The 21,348-nt window shown below is 60.0% G+C and carries 11 protein-coding genes and 1 pseudogene; all 12 read left to right on the top strand.

The genetic code is table 11. The features are described 5' to 3' along the window. Window positions 1-61: 61 nt before the first annotated feature. Window positions 62-487, top strand: a complete 426-nt coding sequence (locus ACKI1H_RS28030) for an HIT family protein (RefSeq protein WP_440467012.1) — start codon at window positions 62-64, stop codon at window positions 485-487. Between the two features lie 3 nt (window positions 488-490). Next, complete coding sequence (locus ACKI1H_RS28025; RefSeq protein ID WP_440467011.1) at window positions 491-697, top strand: SlyX family protein; 207 nt, start codon at window positions 491-493, stop codon at window positions 695-697. A gap of 273 nt (window positions 698-970) precedes the next feature. Continuing rightward, window positions 971-2,647, top strand: a complete 1,677-nt coding sequence (locus ACKI1H_RS28020) for a ShlB/FhaC/HecB family hemolysin secretion/activation protein (protein ID WP_440468922.1) — start codon at window positions 971-973, stop codon at window positions 2,645-2,647. A 53-nt stretch (window positions 2,648-2,700) separates the two neighbouring features. Next, complete coding sequence (locus ACKI1H_RS28015; protein WP_440467010.1) at window positions 2,701-12,732, top strand: two-partner secretion domain-containing protein; 10,032 nt, start codon at window positions 2,701-2,703, stop codon at window positions 12,730-12,732. Beyond that, window positions 12,722-13,372 carry a hypothetical protein gene (locus ACKI1H_RS28010; RefSeq protein WP_440467009.1) on the top strand — a complete coding sequence of 217 codons (651 nt, stop codon included), beginning with the start codon at window positions 12,722-12,724 and terminating at the stop codon, window positions 13,370-13,372. The genes ACKI1H_RS28015 and ACKI1H_RS28010 overlap by 11 nt, the downstream gene beginning before the upstream one ends. 198 nt (window positions 13,373-13,570) lie before the next feature. After that, on the top strand, window positions 13,571-13,930 hold the full coding sequence (locus tag ACKI1H_RS28005) for a hypothetical protein (protein WP_440467008.1): 360 nt from the start codon (window positions 13,571-13,573) through the stop codon (window positions 13,928-13,930). Window positions 13,931-14,140: 210 nt separating this feature from the next. Continuing rightward, window positions 14,141-17,722, top strand: a pseudogene (locus tag ACKI1H_RS28000) (hemagglutinin repeat-containing protein); the annotation flags it as partial. A 12-nt stretch (window positions 17,723-17,734) separates the two neighbouring features. Continuing rightward, the gene (locus ACKI1H_RS27995; RefSeq protein ID WP_440468921.1) at window positions 17,735-18,697 is read left to right on the top strand and encodes a DNA/RNA non-specific endonuclease; all 963 of its coding nucleotides are present in this window, start codon (window positions 17,735-17,737) and stop codon (window positions 18,695-18,697) included. Continuing rightward, window positions 18,694-19,011, top strand: a complete 318-nt coding sequence (locus ACKI1H_RS27990; RefSeq protein ID WP_065085801.1) for a hypothetical protein — start codon at window positions 18,694-18,696, stop codon at window positions 19,009-19,011. The genes ACKI1H_RS27995 and ACKI1H_RS27990 overlap by 4 nt, the downstream gene beginning before the upstream one ends. 531 nt (window positions 19,012-19,542) lie before the next feature. Then, window positions 19,543-19,956, top strand: coding sequence for a hypothetical protein (locus tag ACKI1H_RS27985; RefSeq protein ID WP_440467007.1), 414 nt, complete (start codon window positions 19,543-19,545; stop codon window positions 19,954-19,956). A gap of 150 nt (window positions 19,957-20,106) precedes the next feature. Further along, window positions 20,107-20,469 carry a DUF3969 family protein gene (locus tag ACKI1H_RS27980; RefSeq protein ID WP_440467006.1) on the top strand — a complete coding sequence of 121 codons (363 nt, stop codon included), beginning with the start codon at window positions 20,107-20,109 and terminating at the stop codon, window positions 20,467-20,469. Between the two features lie 180 nt (window positions 20,470-20,649). Then, a complete protein-coding gene (locus tag ACKI1H_RS27975; RefSeq protein WP_440467005.1) occupies window positions 20,650-21,105 on the top strand; it encodes a hypothetical protein in 456 nt (151 codons plus the stop codon). Window positions 21,106-21,348 lie beyond the last annotated feature (243 nt).

The raw sequence follows: 21,348 nt of genomic DNA, 5'->3' as shown, positions 1-21,348 counted from the left end.
GCCCTTCGGCTCCCTCCGGGAGCTAGGCTCAAAACAAGGTTCGTCGAACAGGAGAGGTCTTATGTTCACCCTGGATTCCCGTCTCCAGCAGGACACTATCGCGGTGGGTGATTTTCCCCTGAGCAGTCTGCTGCTGATGAACGACTCGCAGTATCCGTGGTTCATCCTGGTCCCGCGTCGCGAAGACGTCAGTGAAATCTTCCAGCTGGACGCTGCTGACCAGCAACAGTTGTGGCGCGAGGCCACACAGTTGGCCGAAGTGCTCAAGGACACCTTCGATGCGGACAAGATGAATGTGGCCAATCTCGGCAACGTCGTCAGCCAGTTGCATATGCACGTTATCGTGCGCAAGCAGGATGACGCGGCCTGGCCGGGGCCGGTTTGGGGCAAGCACCCGGCCGTTCCTTATATAAAGGAAGAGCTGGCGCGGGTGCGTGAGAAACTGCGCATGGCGCTGGGCGATGGCTTTCGCTTCAGTCAGGAGTAAATGATGGATCTGGAAAACCGGGTCACCGATCTGGAGAGCCGGCTGGCCTTCCAGGATGATGCGCTGCAAACCCTGAGCGATGTGGTCTACGAGCAGGAGCGCGTGATCGAGCGCCTGCGTTTGCAGATGCAGGCGCTGCTCAAGCGTCTGGAGGACCTGCAGGGTCAAGTCGGCGTCGCAGAAGACGAGGCGCCGCCGCCGCATTACTGAGTTTTGCTCCGCTGCCACGCCGCCGCCCTCCCGGCGCAACTCGGTTCCTGGTTGTCGGCTGGCGTTGGTGTCTGGAGTGTGACAATCAGGCGCACAGGCAAGCATCGTTTGTGCGCTGCGTCTCTCGGAAATCGGGAAATAGCCTACAGTTCGTCGGGATAATGGCCTAAGGGCATCATGTATCAAATATGATCCAATCCGTCTTTTGGGATGGACTGGCCGCTTGGCCAGATGACAGGGATCGTAAGGATGCATGTTCTCTACCGTGGCTGGATGCCCGTCCTGGCATTCTGCTTTGCCTCGGCAAGCTTTGCCGCACCATTGCCCACGCCGGGTGACAACGACCTCCAGCGCCAGCGCCAGGAGCAGCTCCTGCGTGAGCAGCAGAAGCGCCTGGAAGAGCTTCAGCAGCTCCCTGGCAAGGCGCCCGGCGAGGAGCGTCCGACCGCCGCGCCGGACACCCGTTGCTTCACCATCCGCAGCATCAGCCTCGAAGGTGCCGAGCACCTCGATGCGCGCTCGCGCGAGGCGCTGCTGGCGCCCTATCGCGATAAATGCCTGGGGGTAAACCAGCTCAACGAGTTGCTCAAGGGCATCACCGACCACTACCTCTCGCGCGGCTTTGTCACCACCCGCGCCTACCTGCCGCAGCAGGACCTCTCCAGCGGCGAGCTGAAGATCATCGTGGTCGAGGGGCGCTTCGAGGGCTTCGACCAATCGGAACTGGCCAGCGAGCGCGAGCTGGCGATGACCTTTCCCGGCGCCACCGGCGAAGTGCTGAACCTGCGCGACCTGGAGCAACTGGTCGATCAGATCAACCGGCTTCCCTCGCGTCAGGCGCAGATGGAGCTGGTGCCGGGCCAGGAAGTGGGCGGCAGCCGCGTGCAGCTCAAGGGCGAGCGCAGCAAGCCCTGGCGCGTCTCCGCCAGCCGCGACAACAACGGCGATGCGACCTCCGGCGAGCAGCAGGCCGGCGTCGGCCTGGACTGGGACAGCCCGCTGGGCCTGGCCGACCAGTTCGGCCTGCGCTATGGCGAGGACGTGGTCAGCGACCACTGGAAGCACTCCGACAACCAGAGCCTGTGGTACAGCGTTCCCTACGGCTGGTGGACCTTCAACTACAGCTACAGCCGCAACTACTACCGTACCCGCAACGAAGACGCCGGCTTCGCCTTCAAGTACGACGGCGACAACGAGACCCACCAATTGGGCGCGGAGCGCGTGCTGCACCGGGACGATGTGAGCAAGACCGGCGTGAACTTCGGCCTCAGCCACCAGCGCACGCGCAACTACATCGACGACACCCTGCTCGACGTTTCCAGCACTCATCTCAGCGAATTCCGCCTGGGTTTCAACCACGGCCGGCGCGTCGGTAGCGCTTTCGTCAACGCCGACATCGGCTGGCAGCGCGGCATCGGCGCCTTCGGCGCGCAGGACGACGAACACGGTGCGCCCCACGGCACCCCCACTGCCCGCTACAACAAATACAGCCTGACCCTGAGCTACCTGCAGCCGTTCAAGCTGTGGGACGAAGCGTTCAGCTTCGAAAGCCTCGCCACCGGTCAGCACAGCGAAGACCTGCTCTACAGCCCGCAGCGCATCAGCCTGGGGGGCTTGAGCTCGATCCGAGGGTTCAAGGACCAGACGCTATCCGGTGACTCCGGCTACTACTGGCGCAACCAGCTGCGCTGGCGCCGCGCCGTGACCTGGGAGCCGCTGCTGCCCTGGGTGCAGGAGTACGGCGTGGCCTACGCCTACGACTTCGGCGCCATCGAGCACGGTCGATACAACACCGGCCTTTCCGGACGCATGAGTGGCCATGGCGTGGAGTTCAGCGCGCGCGGACAGTACGCCGCCGCCTCCGTGACCCTGGCGCGCTCGCTGGAGCGCCCCGACATCATCGAACGACGTGAGCATCCGGTTTATTTCCGGGTCGACGTCTTCTTCTGAACCGCTTCGCTCTTTAGCTGATTGCTACCAGCTAGTACCTGGGAGATTCCCACATGGACGTACGCCACCCGTTGTACCAGGCCATTGCCAGTGTTCTGACCGGCATCCTGTTCCTCAACCCCATCGTCGCGGCAGCGGCCGAGTTGGCGGTGGATGCGGCAGCGGGTGGCAATACCCACCTGGGCGCGGCGGGCAATGGCGTGCCCGTGGTGAACATCGCCACGCCTAACGGCGCGGGGCTCTCCCACAACAAGTTCACCGACTACAACGTCGGGCAGAACGGCCTCATTCTCAACAACGCCACCGGCAAGACCCAGTCCACCCAACTGGGCGGGATCATCGTCGGCAACCCCAACCTCAAGGGCGGCGCAGCCAGCAAGATCCTCAACGAAGTCACGGGCGGCAACCCGTCGCAACTGCGCGGCTACACCGAAGTGGCCGGGCAGGCCGCCCACGTCATCGTCGCCAATCCACACGGCATCACTTGCGCCGGGTGCGGTTTTGTTAACACCCCGCGCGCCACGCTGACCACCGGCAAGCCATTGATGGATGGCGAGCGCCTGCGTGGTTATGACGTCGACGGCGGCGAGATCACCGTCGAAGGCGCCGGCCTCAACGCCAGCAACCTTGACCAGTTCGAACTGATCACCCGCAGCGCCAAGCTCAACGCCGACCTCTACGCCAAGCAGCTCGCCGTGGTGACCGGGCGCAACCAGGTCGACGCCGAGACCCTGGCCGCCACCGCCAAGGCCGACGACGGCAGCGCCAAGCCGCAACTGGCCATCGACAGCTCCGCGCTGGGCGGCATGTACGCCGGGGCGATTCGCCTGGTGGGCACCGAGCAGGGCGTGGGCGTGAAGCTGGCGGGCAACATGGCCGCCAGTGCCGGCGATATCCAGATCGACGCCAACGGCCAACTGAGCCTGGCGCAGACCAGCGCTGCCGGCAGCCTGCGCGCCAAGGCGCAGGACATCGCCCTGAGCGGGCCGACCTACGCCGGCAACACAGTCGATCTGAGCGCCAACGGCCAACTGAACAACAGCCAGAGCCTGGCCGCCGGCCAGCGCGTGGCATTGAGCGCTGCGCAGGTCAGCAACAGCGGCATCGTCGAAGCCGGGGTCAACGCGGACAACAGCCGCAACGCTCAGGGGGACGTGACCATCACCGCGCAGAACCTGCGCAACAGTGGCAGCGCGATTGCCAGCCGCAATCTCGAGGTCAATGCCAGCGGCACCCTGGACAACCAGGGCGGCGCGCTCAAGGGCGCTGATACCCGCGTGACTGCAGCTAACCTGGACAACCGCCAGGGCCGCCTGCTGGCCAACAATCAACTGACCCTCAGCGCCGCACGCCTGGACAACCGCAGCGGCAAGGCCGTCGCCAACCACTTGCAAGTCAGTGGCGGTGCGCTGGACAACCGCCTCGGTCTTTTCTCTGCCGAGCAATCGCTGAACTTCACCCTCGACAGCCTGGACAGCAGCGGCAAGGGCAACCTGGTCAGCAACGGCACCCTGCAGGCTCGCGTCCAACAGAAACTCGACAACCAGGCCGACGGCCTGCTCTCGGCCAAGGGCGCGCTCGGCGTGCAGGCCGGCAATCTGGATAACCGCGGCGGACTGGTGGTCGGCGATGCCGGCGTGACCGTCTCCGGCGCCAGCCTGAACAACAGCGCACTGGGCGTGATCAGCAGCCTGGGCGAGCTGAAACTCGACGTCGGCCAACTGGACAACAGCCAGGGCGGCAGCCTGGACAGCGGCGCGGCTTTGAACCTGACCGCCGGCCAGGTGAACAACAATAAAGGCAGTGTCAGCGCCAAGGGCGACCTGCTCGCCAAGGCAGACAACTTCAGCCAGCAGGGCGGCGAACTGCTGGCCCAGGGTGCCCTGAACCTCGAAGCCGGTCAGCTCGACAACCGTAATGGCGGCCTGGTCGCCGCCAATAACGGCGTGACCCTCAAGGGCGGCGACCTGCTCAACCAAGGCGGGGAAATCTCCAGCCGCGCCAAGGTCGATGTGCAAGCCGCCAGCCTCGACAACGCTGCCGGCAAGGTCATCGGCGATGCCGGCCTCAACCTGCAAGTCCAGCGCCTCGCCAACCGCGCCGGCACCCTGGCCGGCCGCGACGGTCTGACCGTTACCGGGCAGAGCCTGGACAACAGCCAGGGCGGCCTGCTCAGCAGCCAGAAGAATCTCTGGCTGCAACTGTCTGGCGCGCTCGACAACAGCGGCAACGGCGCGCTGCTCAGCCAGGGTCCCCTGACCCTCAACGCCGGCAGCCTCGACAACCGTACCGGTACCGTCTCCAGCGCCGGCCTGCTGTTCTCGCGCCTCGCCGGCGCCTTGAACAACCAGGGCGGCAAGCTGCTCAGCGACGCGGCCATCGACCTCGCCGGTGCCGACCTGAACAACGCCGGTGGCGTCATCAGTGCGGCGGGCGACGTCAGTCTGCAAGGCGCCACACTGGACAACAGCCAGAAAGGCCGCATCGTCACCGACGCCGACATTCACCTCGCCACTGCCCAGTTGGACAACAACCAGGGCGGCAGCCTGTCCGCCCGTGGCGTCATCGACGGTCGCGTGACTGGCCTCGACCAGCACGGCGGCGGCCAGCTGATCGGCCAGGCAGGAGTGGACCTCGACCTGCAAGGCGGTGCCCTCAACAACGCTGGCGGCCTGCTCGGCAGCCCGGGTCAGTTGGTGCTGCGCAATGTCGCCAGCCTCGACAATCGGGGCGGGGAAATCTCCAGCGACCGCGCTTTCACCCTCACCACCGGTACGTTGCTCAACCAGGGCGGCAAGATCCTCTCCAGCGACCGCCTGACCCTCGCCACCGCTGCGCTGAACAACAGCAGCGCCGGCGTGCTGTCGGGCAGCAATGGCCTGAGCGTCACCGCCGCCAGCCTCGACAACAGCCAGGGCGGCACCCTCGCCAGCCGGGGCGACCTGCTCGTACGTAGCCAGGGCGCGCTGGACAACCACGGCGACGGCGCACTGGTCGCCGGCGGCAAGCTCGATGTCGGCAGCGCCAGCCTGAACAACCAGGGCGGCCTGCTTTCCGCCAGCGGCAGCCTGCTGCTGGCCACCGGCACCACCGACAACCGTGACGGCCGTCTGCTTGCCCAGGGGCGTCTGGACGGCACCACGGCTGACCTGGACAACCGCGACGGCGTCATCAGCGGTGCCCAGGGTCTGGACCTGGGCAGCGGCAACGTATTCAACGGCACCAGCGCCACCGGCAAGCCCGGCGGCCTGATCACCAGCCAGGGCGCGCTGACCCTGCGCGGCGGAAAGCTCGAAGCTACCGGCGGCGGTGAAATCTCCGCCAAGGGCGACCTGCACCTGATCGTCGCCCAACTGATCCAGCAGCAAGCTGCGCTGATCGGCGAAGGCAAGGTCACCCTCGACCTGGGCACCAACGCCCAGCGCGGCGACTTTGACAACCGCGGCGGCCTGCTCAGCGCAGGTGGCCCCCTGACGATCAACGGCCTGGGCAACCTCGACAACCGGGGTGGAGAAATCTCCGCCAGCCAGGGCTTTACCCTGACCGCCAGCGGCACCCTCGACAACCGCGACCAGGGCCGCCTCATCAGCGCCGGCCAGCTCAACCTGAACGCCAACACCCTGCGCAACGCCAACCAGGGGCTGCTCTCCGGTTGGCAGGGGCTGGTGGTCAACGCCGCCAGCCTGGACAACAGCAGCGGCGGCACTGTCTCCAGCCGCGATGGCGCGCTGACCCTGACGCTCAGCGGCGCCCTCGACAACCACGATGAAGGCGCGCTGGTCAGCAAGGGCAAACTCAGCCTCAACGCCGGCAGCCTTGATAATGCCGGCGGCATCGTCTCCACCCAGGGCGACCTCGGCCTGACCCTCACCGGTGATCTGGACAACAGCGCCGCCGGCCTGCTCAGCACGCAAGGCAGCCTGACCGGCAGCGCCAAGGCCATCAACAACGGTGGCGGCCAGATCAGCGCCGCCAGCGTCGGCTACGACGCCAAAAGTCTCGACAACAGCGGTGGCACCCTGATCAGCCAGGGCGCCCTGCGCCTGGGCCTGCTCGGCGCACTGCTGAACAACGGCGCCGGCTCGAAAATCGCCAGCGGCGGCCCGTTCAACCTGACCCTCGGCAGCCTGCAGAACCACAGCGGCCAGCTCGCCAGCCAGGGCCTGCTCAAGGTCATTGCCGGCACCTTCGACAACAGCGCCAGCGGCACCGTGGCCGCGCAAACCGACCTGACCCTGACCCTTACCGGTGAACTGCTCAACGGCCAGGACGGCCTGATCTTCGCCAAGACCGGCCAGCTCAGCGCTAGCGCCAGCCGCATCGACAACAGCGCCGGCACCCTGCAAGGCCAGGGCGACACCACCCTCAAGGCCACTGGCGCCCTCGGCAACCAGGGCGGCCAGGTGATCAGCCAGAACGGCCAGCTCGACCTGCACAGCGCCAGCCTCGACAACGCCAATGGCGGCGTCCTCAACGCCGCCAACGGCGACCTCAAGCTGGTCACCGGCACCTTCAGCAACAACGCCGGCACCACCCAGGCCAAGGGCCTCGACATCACCGCCACCGGCGGTATCGACAACCGCACCGGCCACCTCTCTGCGGTCAGCAGCGACAATCGCATCAGCACCACCGACCTGAATAACCAGGGTGGCGGCCTGTATGCCGGCGGTCTGCTCTACCTGCGCGGCAACCAGTTGTTCAACGACGGCGCGGCTCTCGGTCAGGGTGGCAAGATTGGCGCCGGCAACCTCGACGCCAGCCTCACTGGCGCGCTGAACAACCAGTTCGGCCTGATCGAAAGCAGCGGCAACCTGACCCTCGGCGCGGCCAGCATCAATAACGTGCTGGGCTCTATCCGCGCACTCGGCCAGGCACCTGCCAGCCTGCTGCTCGCGGCCAGCCCGACGCAGATGAAGATCACCAGCGGCGGCCTGCTCAACAACAACCTGGGTCGTATCGAGAGCGCCACCCAGGACTTGCTTCTGCAGACCGGTTCCCTGCAGAACGGTGGCGGCAACGTGCTGCACGTCGGCACTGGCACCTTTGGCGTCGACCTCGCCCAGGCCGGCCAGGCCGGTGGCAACTTCACCTCCAACGGCAGCCTGACCTACCAGGCCGACAACTGGACCAACAACGCGATCATCCAGGCGCGCAACCTGAACCTGGACATCGGCCAGCTCGACCAGGGGCTCTACGGCCAACTGCTGGCCGCGCAGAGCCTGATCGGTCGTGGCGGCGACTGGACCAACAGCGGCCTGATCGCCAGCGACGGCACGCTCGATCTCGATCTGAGCGGCAACTACACCGCCGATGGCCGCCTGAGCAGCCTGGGCAGCCTGTCCCTCGGCGCTGGCTACATCGGTATAGGTCTGAGCGGCAGCATTGGAGGCGGTGGCGCGACGACAGTCATCAACAGCAGCGGCACCCTCGACAACGGCGGTCGTCTGACCGCCACCCAGGACCTGCGCGTCAGCGCAGCCAGCCTCAACAACCGCGGTAGTCTCGGCAACGCCGGCAATCTGTATCTGGGTGCCGGTAGCCTGCTCAACGAGAACGGTCTGATCTTCAGCGGCGGCAACATGCAGCTGCGCACGCAGAACTTCACCAACCGCAACGCCGACCTCTACAGCCTGGGCACATTGCACATCGCCGCCAACGACCAGGAAGGCTGGGCGAGCAGCGTGCAAAACATTTCCGGCAGCTTCGAGAGCGGCGGGGCCATGACCCTGCTGGTGCAGGATTTCGACAACCGCCGTGCCGACGACTTCCAGATTGGCGAGCGCATTGTTGCCGGCAATTTCCGCATGTATGCCGACGATGTCTGCGATGGCAAGGGCTGCGAATTCAAGTTCCAGTCCTGGGAGCGCTATGAGGACATCATCCTCAAGGACGCGCCTCAAGCTTCGATTACCGCCGGCGGTGACTTCCGCTTCCGTGGCGGCTCCTTCGATAACCTCTACAGCAGCATCGCCTCGGGCGGCAATATCGACATCCAGACGGTCACCTTCCGCAACCAAGGCGCTGCTGGTGGGGAAGAGCGTCACCTTGATGGCAGCTTCTATTCGCGTGATGACAACCTGTATTGGGCCGTTCGGAACAACAAAGACCTCTACAACCGCTACAACGATCCCAGTTCGCCAGACTACAGTCCCGGCGCATTGACTCGACTGCAGATTCTTGAGTCTGGTGGCTATCCGGAGGGAAAAGCCTTTCGGAGCATGACCGAGTCCGTCATCCCTGTCTCCGGCACGCCCGCCGCCTCTGCGGTGATCCAGGCCACCGGCGACGTGGTGATCAACGCCAGCCAGAGCTTCGACAACAGCGTGGTGAAGCGCGATGCCGGAGTGCAGACCGTCAGCCCGCGCGACGTCGGCGTGGCCAATGGTGCCACCACCGTGCAACTGGCGATCACCTCGCAGCTGCCGCCGGACCTCGCCCAGAAGCAGGTCAACCCCGTCACCCTGCCGGGCTTCAGCCTGCCTCAAGGGGAGAACGGCCTATTCCGCCTCAGCGGCCAGGGTGGCAGCGGTGGCAACACCGGCACCGTACAGGGCGCCGGCGATCTCAGTTTCAACGGCCAGACCATCAGCGCAGCGCAGCGCGAGCAGAGCCTGGGCGGCGGCACCGCCGGCGCTGGTAACGTCGCCCTGGGCAATAACGCAGCCAGCACGGACGCAGAGTCTGGCGCCGCCATCAACGTCCCGCGTGTGCAGGGCCTGCCTAGCAGCGCCACGCCGGACAACAGCCACAAATACCTGGTCGAGACCAACCCTGAGCTGACCAGCCTGAAGAGCTTCCTCGGCTCCGACTACCTGCTCGGCCAGCTTGGCTACGACCCGGACAAGGCGCAGAAACGCCTCGGCGACGGTCTCTACGAACAGCGCCTGATCCAGCAGGCGGTGGTCGCCCGCACCGGCCAGCGCTACATCGACGGCATGGCCAGCGACGAAGCCCTGTTCAAGTACCTGATGGACAACGCCATCGCCTACAAGGACAGCCTCCAGCTGCAACTGGGCGTTGGCCTGAGCGCCGAACAGGTCGCCGCGCTGACCCACGACATCGTCTGGCTCGAAGAAGCCACCATCAATGGCGAAAAGGTCCTGGTGCCGGTGCTCTACCTCGCCCAGGCCGATGGTCGCCTGGCGGCCAACGGCGCCCTCATCATGGGCAACGACCTGTCGCTGATCAGCGGCGGTAACCTGACCAACCAGGGCACCTTGCGCGCCAGCGGCGACCTCGCCGCCAGCGCCGCCAAAATCAACAACAGCGGCCTGATCGAAGCCGGCAACCGCCTCGACCTGCTGGCCATCGACAGCATCCGCAACGCGGCTGGCGGCATCATCAGCGGTCGCGACGTCAGCCTCACCGCCCTGACCGGCGACGTCATCAACGAGCGCAGCATCACCTCGATCGACGCCAGCAACGACGCCCACCGCATCCACAAGGAAATCGCCAACAACGCCGCCCGTATCGAAGCGCGCGGCGACCTGGAGATCACCGCCGGGCGCGACCTGATCAGCGCCGGCAGCGTCCTGCAGGCCAGCGGCAATGCCAACCTTATCGCCGGGCGTGACCTGCGCCTGGAAGCCGCTCAGGAGGTCGACAGCTTCGACTTCCATAGCCGCCGCATTACCGGCAACGTCACCAGCGTCACCCAGCACGGCAGCGACGTGCAGGTCGGCGGCAACCTGGAGCTGAACGCCGGCCGCGACCTCAGCGCCGTCGCCAGCCGCATCGACGCTGCGCGCGACATCGCCATGAGCGCCGGGCGCGACGTCGTCCTTGCCTCCGCCGCCAACGAAGAACACAGCGACGCCAAGTACAAGGGCGGCGGCAGGAAGGTCACCACCCAGGAAGACCACGTTGGCCAGCAGGCCACCGAAGTCACCGCCGGCGGCGACGTCCTGATCAGCGCGGGTGAAAACCTCACCCTCGTTAGCAGCAAGATCGGCGCCGGCAACGAGGCCTACCTGGTCGCCGGCGACAAGATCGAACTGCTCGCCGCCAACGACAGCGACTACTCGCTGTACGACATGGAGGAAAAGGGCAGCTGGGGCAAGAAGAAGACCCAGCGCGACGAAGTCACCGATGTCCGCGCCGTGGGCAGCGAAATCAGCGCCGGCTCCGACATCACCCTGCTCAGCGGCGGCGACCAGAAGTACCAGGGCGCCAAGCTGGAAGCGGGCAACGACATCGCCATCCTCAGCGGCGGCGAAGTCACCTTCGAAGCGGTCAAGGACCTGCACCAGGAAAGCCACGCCAAGAGCGACAGCGACCTCGCCTGGACCAGCTCCAAGGGCGAAGGCAAGACCGACGAGACGCTGCGCCAGACCCAGATGATCGCCCAGGGCAACATCGCCATCAAAGCGGTTGATGGGCTGAAGATCGACTACAAGCACATCGACCAGAAGAGTGTCAGCCAGGCCATTGATGCGATGGTGCAGGCGGATCCGGGCCTGGGTTGGTTGAAGGAAGCTGAAGCTCGTGGGGATGTGGACTGGCAGCGAGTTAAGGAAATACATGACTCCTACAGCTACAGCCACTCGGGCATGGGGCCGGCGACACAGCTCATCGTCGCCATTGTGGCGGCTGCGGCTGGCGGCATTGCTGCTGCCGGAGCCCTGAGCGCTGCGGGTGCCGGAACCGTTGTCACCGGTATTGGCGTGGGCGCTGCGGGAAGTCTGGCGGGAACTGCTGGCGTCAGCTTTATCAACAACAAGGGCAACCTTGGCCAAACCCTGAGCGACACCTTTGGCAGTGACAGCCTGAAACAAGCCGCGATTGCCGGTGCCGTCGGCGGTGCCACAGCAGGTTGGTTCAACGATTGGAGCGGCGCTGACACGAACATCAAGATCGTCAACGGAAAAACCGTTGCTGATCTGAGTAGCTGGAACGGCATAGGTAGTTTTGCGGCAAACCAGGCCATGCAGAACACCACCTCTGCGCTATTGAACCAAGCGCTAGGACAAGGTGGTGGGCTGGGCGACGCGCTGCAGAACAGCCTCTACAACACTTTTGCTGCCGCCGGTTTCAACGCTGTAGGCGACTTTGGTGGCGCCTATGATCTGCAGTCTGGCAGCCCGTCCATGATTGCCCTTCACGCCTTGATGGGGGGCATGGTTGCGGAGGCCAGTGGGGGAAGTTTTGCTACAGGTGCTGCAGCTGCGGGCGCCAACGAAGCTCTCGTGGCAAGCCTGGATGGGGTCTTTAAGAACCTAAACCCAGATAATCGTGAAGCACTGGTCACCATGAGTGCTCAGGTCGTAGGTGTCCTCGCCGGAGCCTTGCAGAACCCTGATGCAGACAGCAAAACCCTTGAGAGTGCGGCTTGGGTGGCCAAAAACTCGGCGCAATACAACTACCTTGCGCACGAGCTGGACGATTTTGAGCGTGAAGCCGCAACCTGCCGAGCAAAGAACAATTGCGATGAGGTGAAGGACAAGTTTAGGCAGTTGAGTGTTGCCAATAATGACCAGTTGGCAGCAGTTTGCTCTGTGAACCCTGGCGGATGCGTCAACGCGTTTGGCTACCTCGTCACTGAGCGGCTAGAGCTCCAACAGAAATTTGAGGCTCTGTACGCCAACGATCAGATCCCACTCGATATGAAGGCGGATCTGCATCGGTACAACATGCAGAACATCGCCGCTATTGGGCAGTTGATCAAGGTAAGCAAGACTCTTGACCTAGAGTCCATGGGGATCTCGGCGGAAAAAGCTGATTGGGGTGGGGATTTAGCAGCTGCTATTGTAGGCGTGGCGCTAGGTAACAAGGGCGGTGTTCCAAAGGGAAACGTACCTCCAAATATGAGTCCCGTAGGTGCAGGGCGGAATGGTGCATTTAATGAAGCAAAGCGCCAATCAGGCATTCCAGTCAGTCAGGAGCCAAGTGCCGTTTTACCTAATGTCGATAAACGCGGGAATCCGCAGCCTGGACGGATTTATGAGTTCAAGGTTTCTACTCCGGGTGGTGGAACGAAAATAGTGAGAATTCGTGATGATGCTGGTGGTCACGATTTTGGTGTTGGGGATCCGCAGAATAGAGGTCGTCATTTTAACGATGAGGCCGGTAATCATTATGACTACTGATATTTTTATTAAGAGTTGTCCCGATGTATTTTCTGATAATGATATTGTGAAAATTGGGAGTTCTGGACGTCCTAAGGGGAAGTTGGCTGTTGCGAGTTTCTTACGTGGAGGTGCGCGGGAGGGATCCGTATTTTTTGTTCTGGAGTTTTTGTTTGATCTGATCAAGAGGAAATATCCTCGCCACGAATTTTGGTTGTTTGTCACTAACTCGACATGGCAAAAGGATACTAGGGTTGTTAGGTATAGAGGCTTGTGGGGCTCATTAAAGTTTAGAGGGTTTGAGCTAAAGGGTAATGACCTTGAGCAAGAGTTTCTAGTTGATAAAGATGGAGAGGTTAAATTTTTCTGCGCAACTCGATTGTCTAGAATTTCTCTATCTGATGTGGTTAAGTTGGTCCTGGAAGAGCGTTGTTCATATGTTTTGGCTGTTCCTGATGGCTTTGATGTGAATTGCGCTTTGCGTATTGGATGGTCTGGTGTCGTGCAGGATGATTTGACATATATGGAGTATGTTGCTTTCTCGGGGGGGGTTGTTCTGAAACCTTTGGGGGAGTTTGATGATCCTGAGTCAGGATTTTTATGTTTTGGTAATAAAATGAATATAGAAAATATAGCAGGGCGAAGGAGCGCTCGGATTTGAACAGCCTGAAACTGGTCGAAGCAAAGACCTGAGAAAAGGGGACTGAGAAAAGGGGACAGATTTATTTTTCTACTCTAAAACTAGGCTCGGAGTCAGGATTAGAGTATGGAAAATAAATCTGTCCCCTTTTTCTCTGCCCTTTTTCTCTAGTAGAGGAAAAAATTAATGTTGCTAAGCTTAGATAATTACGGAGTTCCGATGAAGCGGGTGTACCAGCTTTCAGAAGAGCTAAAAAATGACCCAGAACAAATAGCCTTAGCACAGGCGCTAATTTTGAATTTCTCTAGGCCGATGGGGCTTAAAGGGACGCACGGGCTTTTTGGGTCGTCAGAGTGGTGGTCAAGTATCGAGCAGCGCAAAATTCCATTGTTTCTCGTTTCTGGAGTAATCTGTCGCACGTATGTTGCAGGCCAAGATGGCAGTGAAGTGAATAACGGTATTGAAATATTGTTGGACGATGGCTCAGTTCGGGATGTTGGGATTTATATAAATGATAAAGCGGACATGCCTCTATTTCAAATCGGTTGCCGAGTGGAGATTGTTTATGCCTTGGATTAATTGAAAAAACAGCCTGCATTGGATGGTGGTGTCAATTACTCAAAAATTGCTTTAGAAATGACGGTTTCGTTGAATAAAGTTTCTGCTTCTGCATAAGTATATGGAAAGCAGAAAAGGTGCAGAAAAAGGGGCGGATTTATTTTTCTACTCTAACTCGGAAGTGCCTGGCTCTTTAAGAATTCGAATATAGCGAGGCCCAGTCCTTGGGGGCGCCTCGGCGACGGCCTCTACGAACAGCGCCTGATCCAGCAGGCTGTGGCCGCGCGCACCGGCCAGCGCTTCATCGACGGCATGGCCAGCGACGAAGCCCTGTTCCGCTACCTGATGGACAACGCCATCGCCTACAAGGAACAGGTCCACCTGAGCCTCGGCGTGGCTCTTTCCGCCGAACAGGTCGCGGCCCTGACCCACGACATCGTCTGGCTCGAAGAGGCCGAAGTGAATGGCGAGAAGGTCCTCGTCCCGGTGCTCTACCTCGCCCAGGCGGAAAACCGTCTGGCACCTAACGGCGCGCTGATCCAGGGCCAGGACGTCAGCCTCATCAGCGGAGGCAACCTCAACAACGCCGGCACCCTGCGCGCCAGCAACAACCTCAGCGCCAGTGCCGGTAACCTGAACAACAGCGGGCTGATCCAGGCCGGCAACCGCCTCGACCTGCTCGCCGACGACAGCATCCGTAACGCCGCCGGCGGCATCATCGCCGGGCGCGACGTCAGCCTCACCGCGCTGACCGGCGATGTGATCAACGAACGCAGCGTCACCCGCATCGACAGCGCCCAGAGCGCCAACCGCACCTGGACCACCAGCTTCGCCGACAGCGCCGCGCGCATCGAGGCCGCCAACAGCCTCGATATCAGCGCCGGCCGCGACGTCAGCAACCTCGGTGGCGTGCTGCAGAGCCGTGGCGACCTTTTCATCGGCGCCGACCGCGACGTCAACATCGCCTCGGTGGAAGTCACCAACGGCCAGCTCAACGGCCGCCGCTACTACAGCGAAACCACCACCCAGCTGGGCGCCGAAGCCAGCGCCGGGCGTGACCTCGACATCAGCGCCGGGCGCGACCTCAACGCCGTCGCCAGCCGCCTCGACGCCGCGCGCGACGCGGCGTTCAGCGCCGGCCGCGATGTCACCCTCGCCTCGGCGGCGGATGAGAGCCATAGCTATAGCAACACCCGCAAGATCAGCAGCCAGAAGGATCACGTCGAGCAGCAGGGCACCGAGCTAACGGCAGGCGGCGACGTCAGCATCGCCGCCGGACAGGACCTGGCCCTCAAAGCCAGCAGCGTCAGCGCCTCCGGCGAGGCCTATCTCTACGCCGGGCGCGACGTCAGCCTGGTCTCCGAGCAGGACAGCGACTACAGCTACTACCGCAAGACCAAGACCAGTAGCTCCGGCCTCTCCAGCACCACCAAGACCCGCGTCGACAGCAGCAGTAGCACCACCCAGGTCGGCTCTCTGGTCAGCGCCGACAAGATCGCCATCCGCGCCGGCCAGGACATTGCCGTGCAAGGCAGCGACGTCGCTTCCACCAACGGCACCAGCCTGTTGGCCGGGCGCAACGTGCTGATCGATGGCGCGACCGAAAGCTTCGAGACCAGCCACGCCGAGTCCAAGAAGAAATCCGGTCTCATGAGCAGCGGCGGGATCGGCGTGACCATCGGCTCCAGCAGCCTGAAGACCACCCAGGATGACCACACCGAACAGACCCGCGGCAGCACCATCGGCAGCGTGCTCGGCAACGTCGATATCCAGGCCGGCAAGGACCTCACCATCCGTGGCTCCGACCTCGTTGCCGGTAAGGACATCAACCTCATCGGGCAGAACGTCAGCATCCTCGAGGCGCAGAACCGCAACCGCAGCGAGGAAACCCGCGAGCAGAAGAAAAGCGGCCTGACCCTGGCCCTGTCCGGCAGCGTCGGCAGCGCGGTGAACAGCGCCTACGAATCCTCCAAGCAAGCGCGCCATGAAGACGACAGCCGCCTGGCCGCCCTCAAGGGCATCCAGGCCGGCCTGACCGGCTACCAGGCCTGGCAGGCGGCGGAGCAGGGCGGCATGACGTCCGCTAACGCTGACCAGTTTGTCGGCATTGCCATCTCCCTCGGCTCGCAGCAATCCAAGTCGAAAACCGTCCAGGAGCAGAGCATCGGCCAGGGCAGCACCCTGACCGCCGGCAACAACCTCAACATCCTCGCCACCGGCGCGGGCAAGGTCGGTGAAGACGGCGATATCCGCATCCAGGGCAGCCAGCTCAAGGCCGGCCAGGACGTCATGCTCGCCGCCAACCGCGACCTTATCCTCGAAGCGGCCTCCAACACCCAGAAGCTCGACGGCAAGAACAGCAGCAGCGGCGGCAACGTCGGTGTCAGCCTGGGCTTCGGCGGCAGTGGTGGTGGTCTGAGCGTCTTTGCCAACGGCAACAAGGGCACCGGCTTCGAACACGGCAACGGCACCACCTGGACTGAAACCACCGTCGATGCCGGCCGCCAGGTCACCCTCGTCAGCGGCCGCGACACCAGCCTCATCGGTGCCCAGGTCAGTGGCGAGCAGATCACCGCCAAGGTCGGCCGCGACCTCACCCTGCGCAGCCTGCAGGACACCGACGAGTACCAGTCCGAGCAGAAGAACGTCAGCGCCGGCGTCAGCGTCGCCATCATCGGCTCTGGCGGCAGCGCCAGCCTCTCGGTGGACAAGAGCAAGATCCACTCCAACTACGACAGCGTGCAGGAGCAGACCGGGCTCTACGCCGGCAAGGGCGGCTACGACATCGAGGTGGGCAAGCACACCCAGCTCGACGGCGCCGTCATCTCCAGTACCGCCGACGCCGACCAGAACCGCCTGAGCACCGACACCCTCGGCTGGCGCGATATCCGCAACGAGGCCGACTACAAGACGCAGCAACAGGGCGTCAGCGTCAGCTCCGGCGGTGGTGATGGGCCGATGTTCATCGGTAACGCGCCCAACGGCATGGTCACCGCCTACACCCATGGCGACAGCGACAGCGGCACCACCCACTCCGCCATCAGCGCCGGCACCATCGACATCCGCAATGGTGAAGCCCAGCAGCAGGACATCGCCAGCCTGAGCCGCGACGTCGAACACGCCAACGGCAGCATCAGCCCCATCTTCGACAAGGAGAAGGAACAGCGCCGCCTGCAGGAAGTGCAACTGATTGCCCAGATCGGCAGCCAGTCGATGGACATCATTCGCACCAACGGCGAGATGAAGGCGAACGAAGAAGGGCGCAAGGCGCTGGAGAAAGACGGCAAGTATCCGCCGGGTGAAGGCGCCTCGGCCGATGAGATCAAGAAGTACAACGACGCTCTGGTCAACTCCAAGGCCTACCAGGATGTAATGCGCGAGTACGGCACGGGCAGCAATTACCAGAAGGCTGCCCAGGCCGTCACCGCAGCATTGCAATACCTGGCTGGTGGTGATATCGGCGGGGCCGTCGCGGGAGCCTCGGCGCCCTATGTGGCGACGCTGATCAAGAAGCAAACCGGCGACAACGACACCGCCCGCATCATGGCCCAAGCGGTACTCGGGGCCATTGTGGCGAATGCCCAGGGCAACTCCGGCGTGGCCGGCGCTGCGGGGGCTGCGACGGGTGAGCTGATTGCGGCAACGGTGTACCCCAACAAGAAACCCGAAGACCTGACGGAGAGTGAACGGCAGATCGTTTCGGCGCTCTCCACCCTCGCAGCGGGGATGGCGGGTGGCTTGGCGACGGGGGATAGCGCTGGGGTTGTGGCGGCGGCCGGGGCGGGTAAGACGGCGGTTGAGAACAACTACCTTTATCTCGGTGAAATGAAGGAGCGTGAGCGTCGTCTAGCGGAGGCTAAGACAGACGAAGAGCGTAAGCAGATTCGGGACGAGTATCGCGATCTTTCTCGGGAGCGAGATCAGGAAATTTCTTCCATATGCACTAGTGATCCGACTCGTTGTGCAGCGATCAAGCAGCAACTGGCTGACGAAGCACAAGCTGCTTGGGACTACAACCGGGAAGTCAGGAAGGAAAAGGCGATCAATGCTTTCCTAATGTGGGGAGATATCCAAGGTAACGAAGAGGCTCGCTTCGCGCTCGGCCGAGAACTCATAATTCAAGGCGGAGACAGTACTGACGCATTTCTGAATGATTTCTCCGAGGCCATAGCGCAATCTGCTGCTGGTGCCGGTGGCCGTGGGGGAATGAGCGCGGTCATAGGTGGTTTGGCTGTTAAACAAGGGATGGCCGCTTCAATCGGAAAATATCAGCCGCCCAAAGGGGAAGCTCAATTGGAGTTGGTTGAGGTTGATGTGGCCAGGGTTAGTAAAGGTACGCCCGAATACAAGGTATTGAACGAGCCACCACCAAATAGCCAAGTCAAGCTGAGCAATGGTACAGAGTTTAAAACTAACTCAAGCGGATATGTCGATGAACTTACGTTCACACCATCGCTGGAGAAGGGAGTTCGAGACTCGCGTCAAACAGCTGTTGGCAAGGAGGGACTGTCAACAGACGTGGGAGGGCACATCCAAGGTTGCCAATATGGTGGAACCTGTGACCGATTCAATCTTTTCCCGCAGGATAGTAATTTTAATAACTCTGCCTATAAGCGCTGGGAGATGAGCATCAAGAGGGCGTTGGATAGTGGTGACCAAGTTGGTGCGGTGACGGTGCGTTTTACCAGGGGGGATCCAGCATCGGCGCGACCAGATTCATTAGTGATTGACTATTCTGTTAACGGAGAGAAAATGCGTAGGTCATTCAAGAATGAGGCAGGGCAATGAGTATTGAACAGCAGGTAAGGATTTTAAATTCCCTCACGCAGATCATGCATGACTCAGCCGGTGGGAACTATGACGAAATGTGCTGCGAGTTCGAGTATGAAGCTTACAATGGTGGATGGTCAGTAGGCTCTAAATATAAGTTCATCCTTGGAGGGGTAACGGTGAGTGAGCTTCTGGATGATCCCGAGGATAATGCTTCCGGCTTAGTGCACGAATTGCACGAGCTAATGAAGTCGCATACGGGAGGAGATTGGAGAAAATTCGTGCTATCTATTGATCCTAACGGTAAAGCGAACACCAAATTCATTTACTGACGCTGTAGGCGAAAAGGGACTGGCGGAAAGGGGACAGATTTATTTTTCTACTCTAAAACTAGGCGCTGAGTCAGAGTTAGAGTACGGGAAATAAATCTGTCCCCTTTTTCTCGTCCCCTTTTTCTCTAGCGGCGGTGAAAGTACAGCGTTCCAGCCAAAACTGGAAAAAGTATACTTCCACTCTTCCTGCTCAAGCTGTTCCATATTGAGGTCTTTATGGATTTGCAAAAAGGCTCTGGTGAAGATTTTATGCTTATCTTGAACTCACGGGAGCTAGAGCTTGTTCTTTCATGTCTTCGGGAGTCTTTTGCTCTAATTGGCCGGAAAGAGTATTTGTTAAGGGCAGGGGTCCCTATAGAGGAGGCGTTGATGATAACGATGGAGTTGAGGGCGGTTATGGAGCGTGAGGGCTTGGGGCTCTAAGTTGTAAAAGGGGCTGCGACGGTTGAAGGAAATAAGTTGTTGGGCCAGGATGGGGTTCTGTATAGAAAACCATCCAATTTGACACATATTCCTGTGGATTTTTGAGAGATGAAATCTTCTAGTTACTATCAAGCTCTTCCGGAGTCTATGCCCGTGGAGGGCATAAAGGTTGAGTTTTTAGATGTGCTGAAATGCTTAAAGTCTGGAGATTTATCCAAAGAGAGCGCGCTTGAGGCTCTTTCAGAGTTGAGTGATAGGCAATGGAATGCTTATTGCGTTCTGAGTGATGATGTGAGGTCTTCAGTAGCAGATGTCTTAATTTCAATGTGGGATGGCCGATGTATCGAGTCAGCAGAAACGATAGTGTCTATAGTTTCGAGGCTGGGGCTTGGGCGGGTTCTTAGATTTCTAAGTGAAATTGACCCCAATCAGACATCTCCTGACGTGTATATAGAGATTCATGAAGCAGTAGAAGAGTTGAGAGATAGTGTGGAGGATCCTTATAGTGGGATGCAAAGCTAGGCGAAGGACCGAAAAGGGGACAGCACGAAAAGGGGACCACGAAAAGGGGATAGATTTATTTTTCTACTCTAAAGCTAGGCGTAGAGTCAGGGTTAGAGTACGGAAAATAAATCTTTCCCTTTTTTTTTAAAGTTAAGCCGGGGTGGAGTAATGCGAGTAGATGAGCAGTTTGTTATTGATACAGTTGAGTCAAATGCTTTGGACAAGTTTTTCTCTATTGTTGTTGTGGGCTTGGCTTTTGCGCTTAAGGAAAAGTCAATTAGTGTAGTTGAAGCAGAACGCATACTGTTTTCTCCATATATGGCGGTCCAGCTTGCACGGTCTGGGTGCTCTAGTGGTTTGGTTAATTTGATTGAAAGAGGGTGTGAGTTGGAAAACGTAGAAAGCTTAATTCCACAAAAGTTGATAGGTGTTATAGATGAAATATTAAGTGGGTCTCTAGGTGAGGTTAAGAAAATCGAAGAAATACTTCCAGATGGTCGGAGATTTTTCGCCAAAAAATCTTGCAGTTAGATTTGAGGGCGAAAGGTAGACCGGAAAGGGGCAGGTTCATTTCTCTACTCTAAAACTGGGCGCGGAGTCAGGGTTATAGTGCAGAAAGTAAAGCTGTCCCATTTTTGTTAAAAATTTGGAAGTGGAGAAAATGGCGCGAAACCAAGGCTGGGAAAGTCTTCCATTTTGAGATTGGCGAAAATGGACGTAGAGCTTAAAAGTAGTGCGGGAGTCTTATCCTTTTGTGAGGAGGGGGTTTTCCCCTCGGAGGGAATAGTTGATTTTTCAATTAAGTGTGAATTTCACGGTAAGTACTCTGGGCTGTTGGATAGAGTGTTCGATTGTCGGTTGTATAGGGCTGATGCTTCAAGATTGCTGGATTGCTATGATTCGCGCGTGGGCGCAGTAGTTGAGGGAGAGTCTCTTGAGCCGTACTTCTATATGCCTTTGGATAATGACTTTCAAATTGGCTTTTTAGCGGGGGAGGCAGAGAGTGACGACGATGGATATTTCTTTGTAAGCTTTATGTTTAATCTTGGAGGAAAAGATGATGAGTCATCAAATGTGTATTTTGGCTTTGAGGCGGAAATTGATTTCCTCGATATGAAGAAATTCTGCAATGATTTGGTTTCTCTTTTTTCTTTGCCAAAGGATTAGGTTCCAAAAGGGGGCGGATTTATTTTTCCGGTTGAAAAGGGGGCAGATTTATTTTTCTACTCTAAAACTAGGCGCGGAGTTAGGTTTAGAGTAAAGAAAATAAATCTGTCCCCTTTTTCGCTGAAAAAACAAAGCTAAGGAATTTTCGGCAGAGGAGGGGGAGAAATAATGTGGAGGGTTTTGAGAATAAATAGGCTTTCTGATTCTATAAAGATTTCGGCGTTCTTGGTTCTTCTGGTTTCT

It is taken from the genome of Pseudomonas sp. YH-1, from assembly GCF_051990045.1.
Taxonomy (GTDB): domain Bacteria; phylum Pseudomonadota; class Gammaproteobacteria; order Pseudomonadales; family Pseudomonadaceae; genus Pseudomonas; species Pseudomonas nicosulfuronedens.
This window is presented reverse-complemented; position numbering and strand designations above follow the sequence as displayed.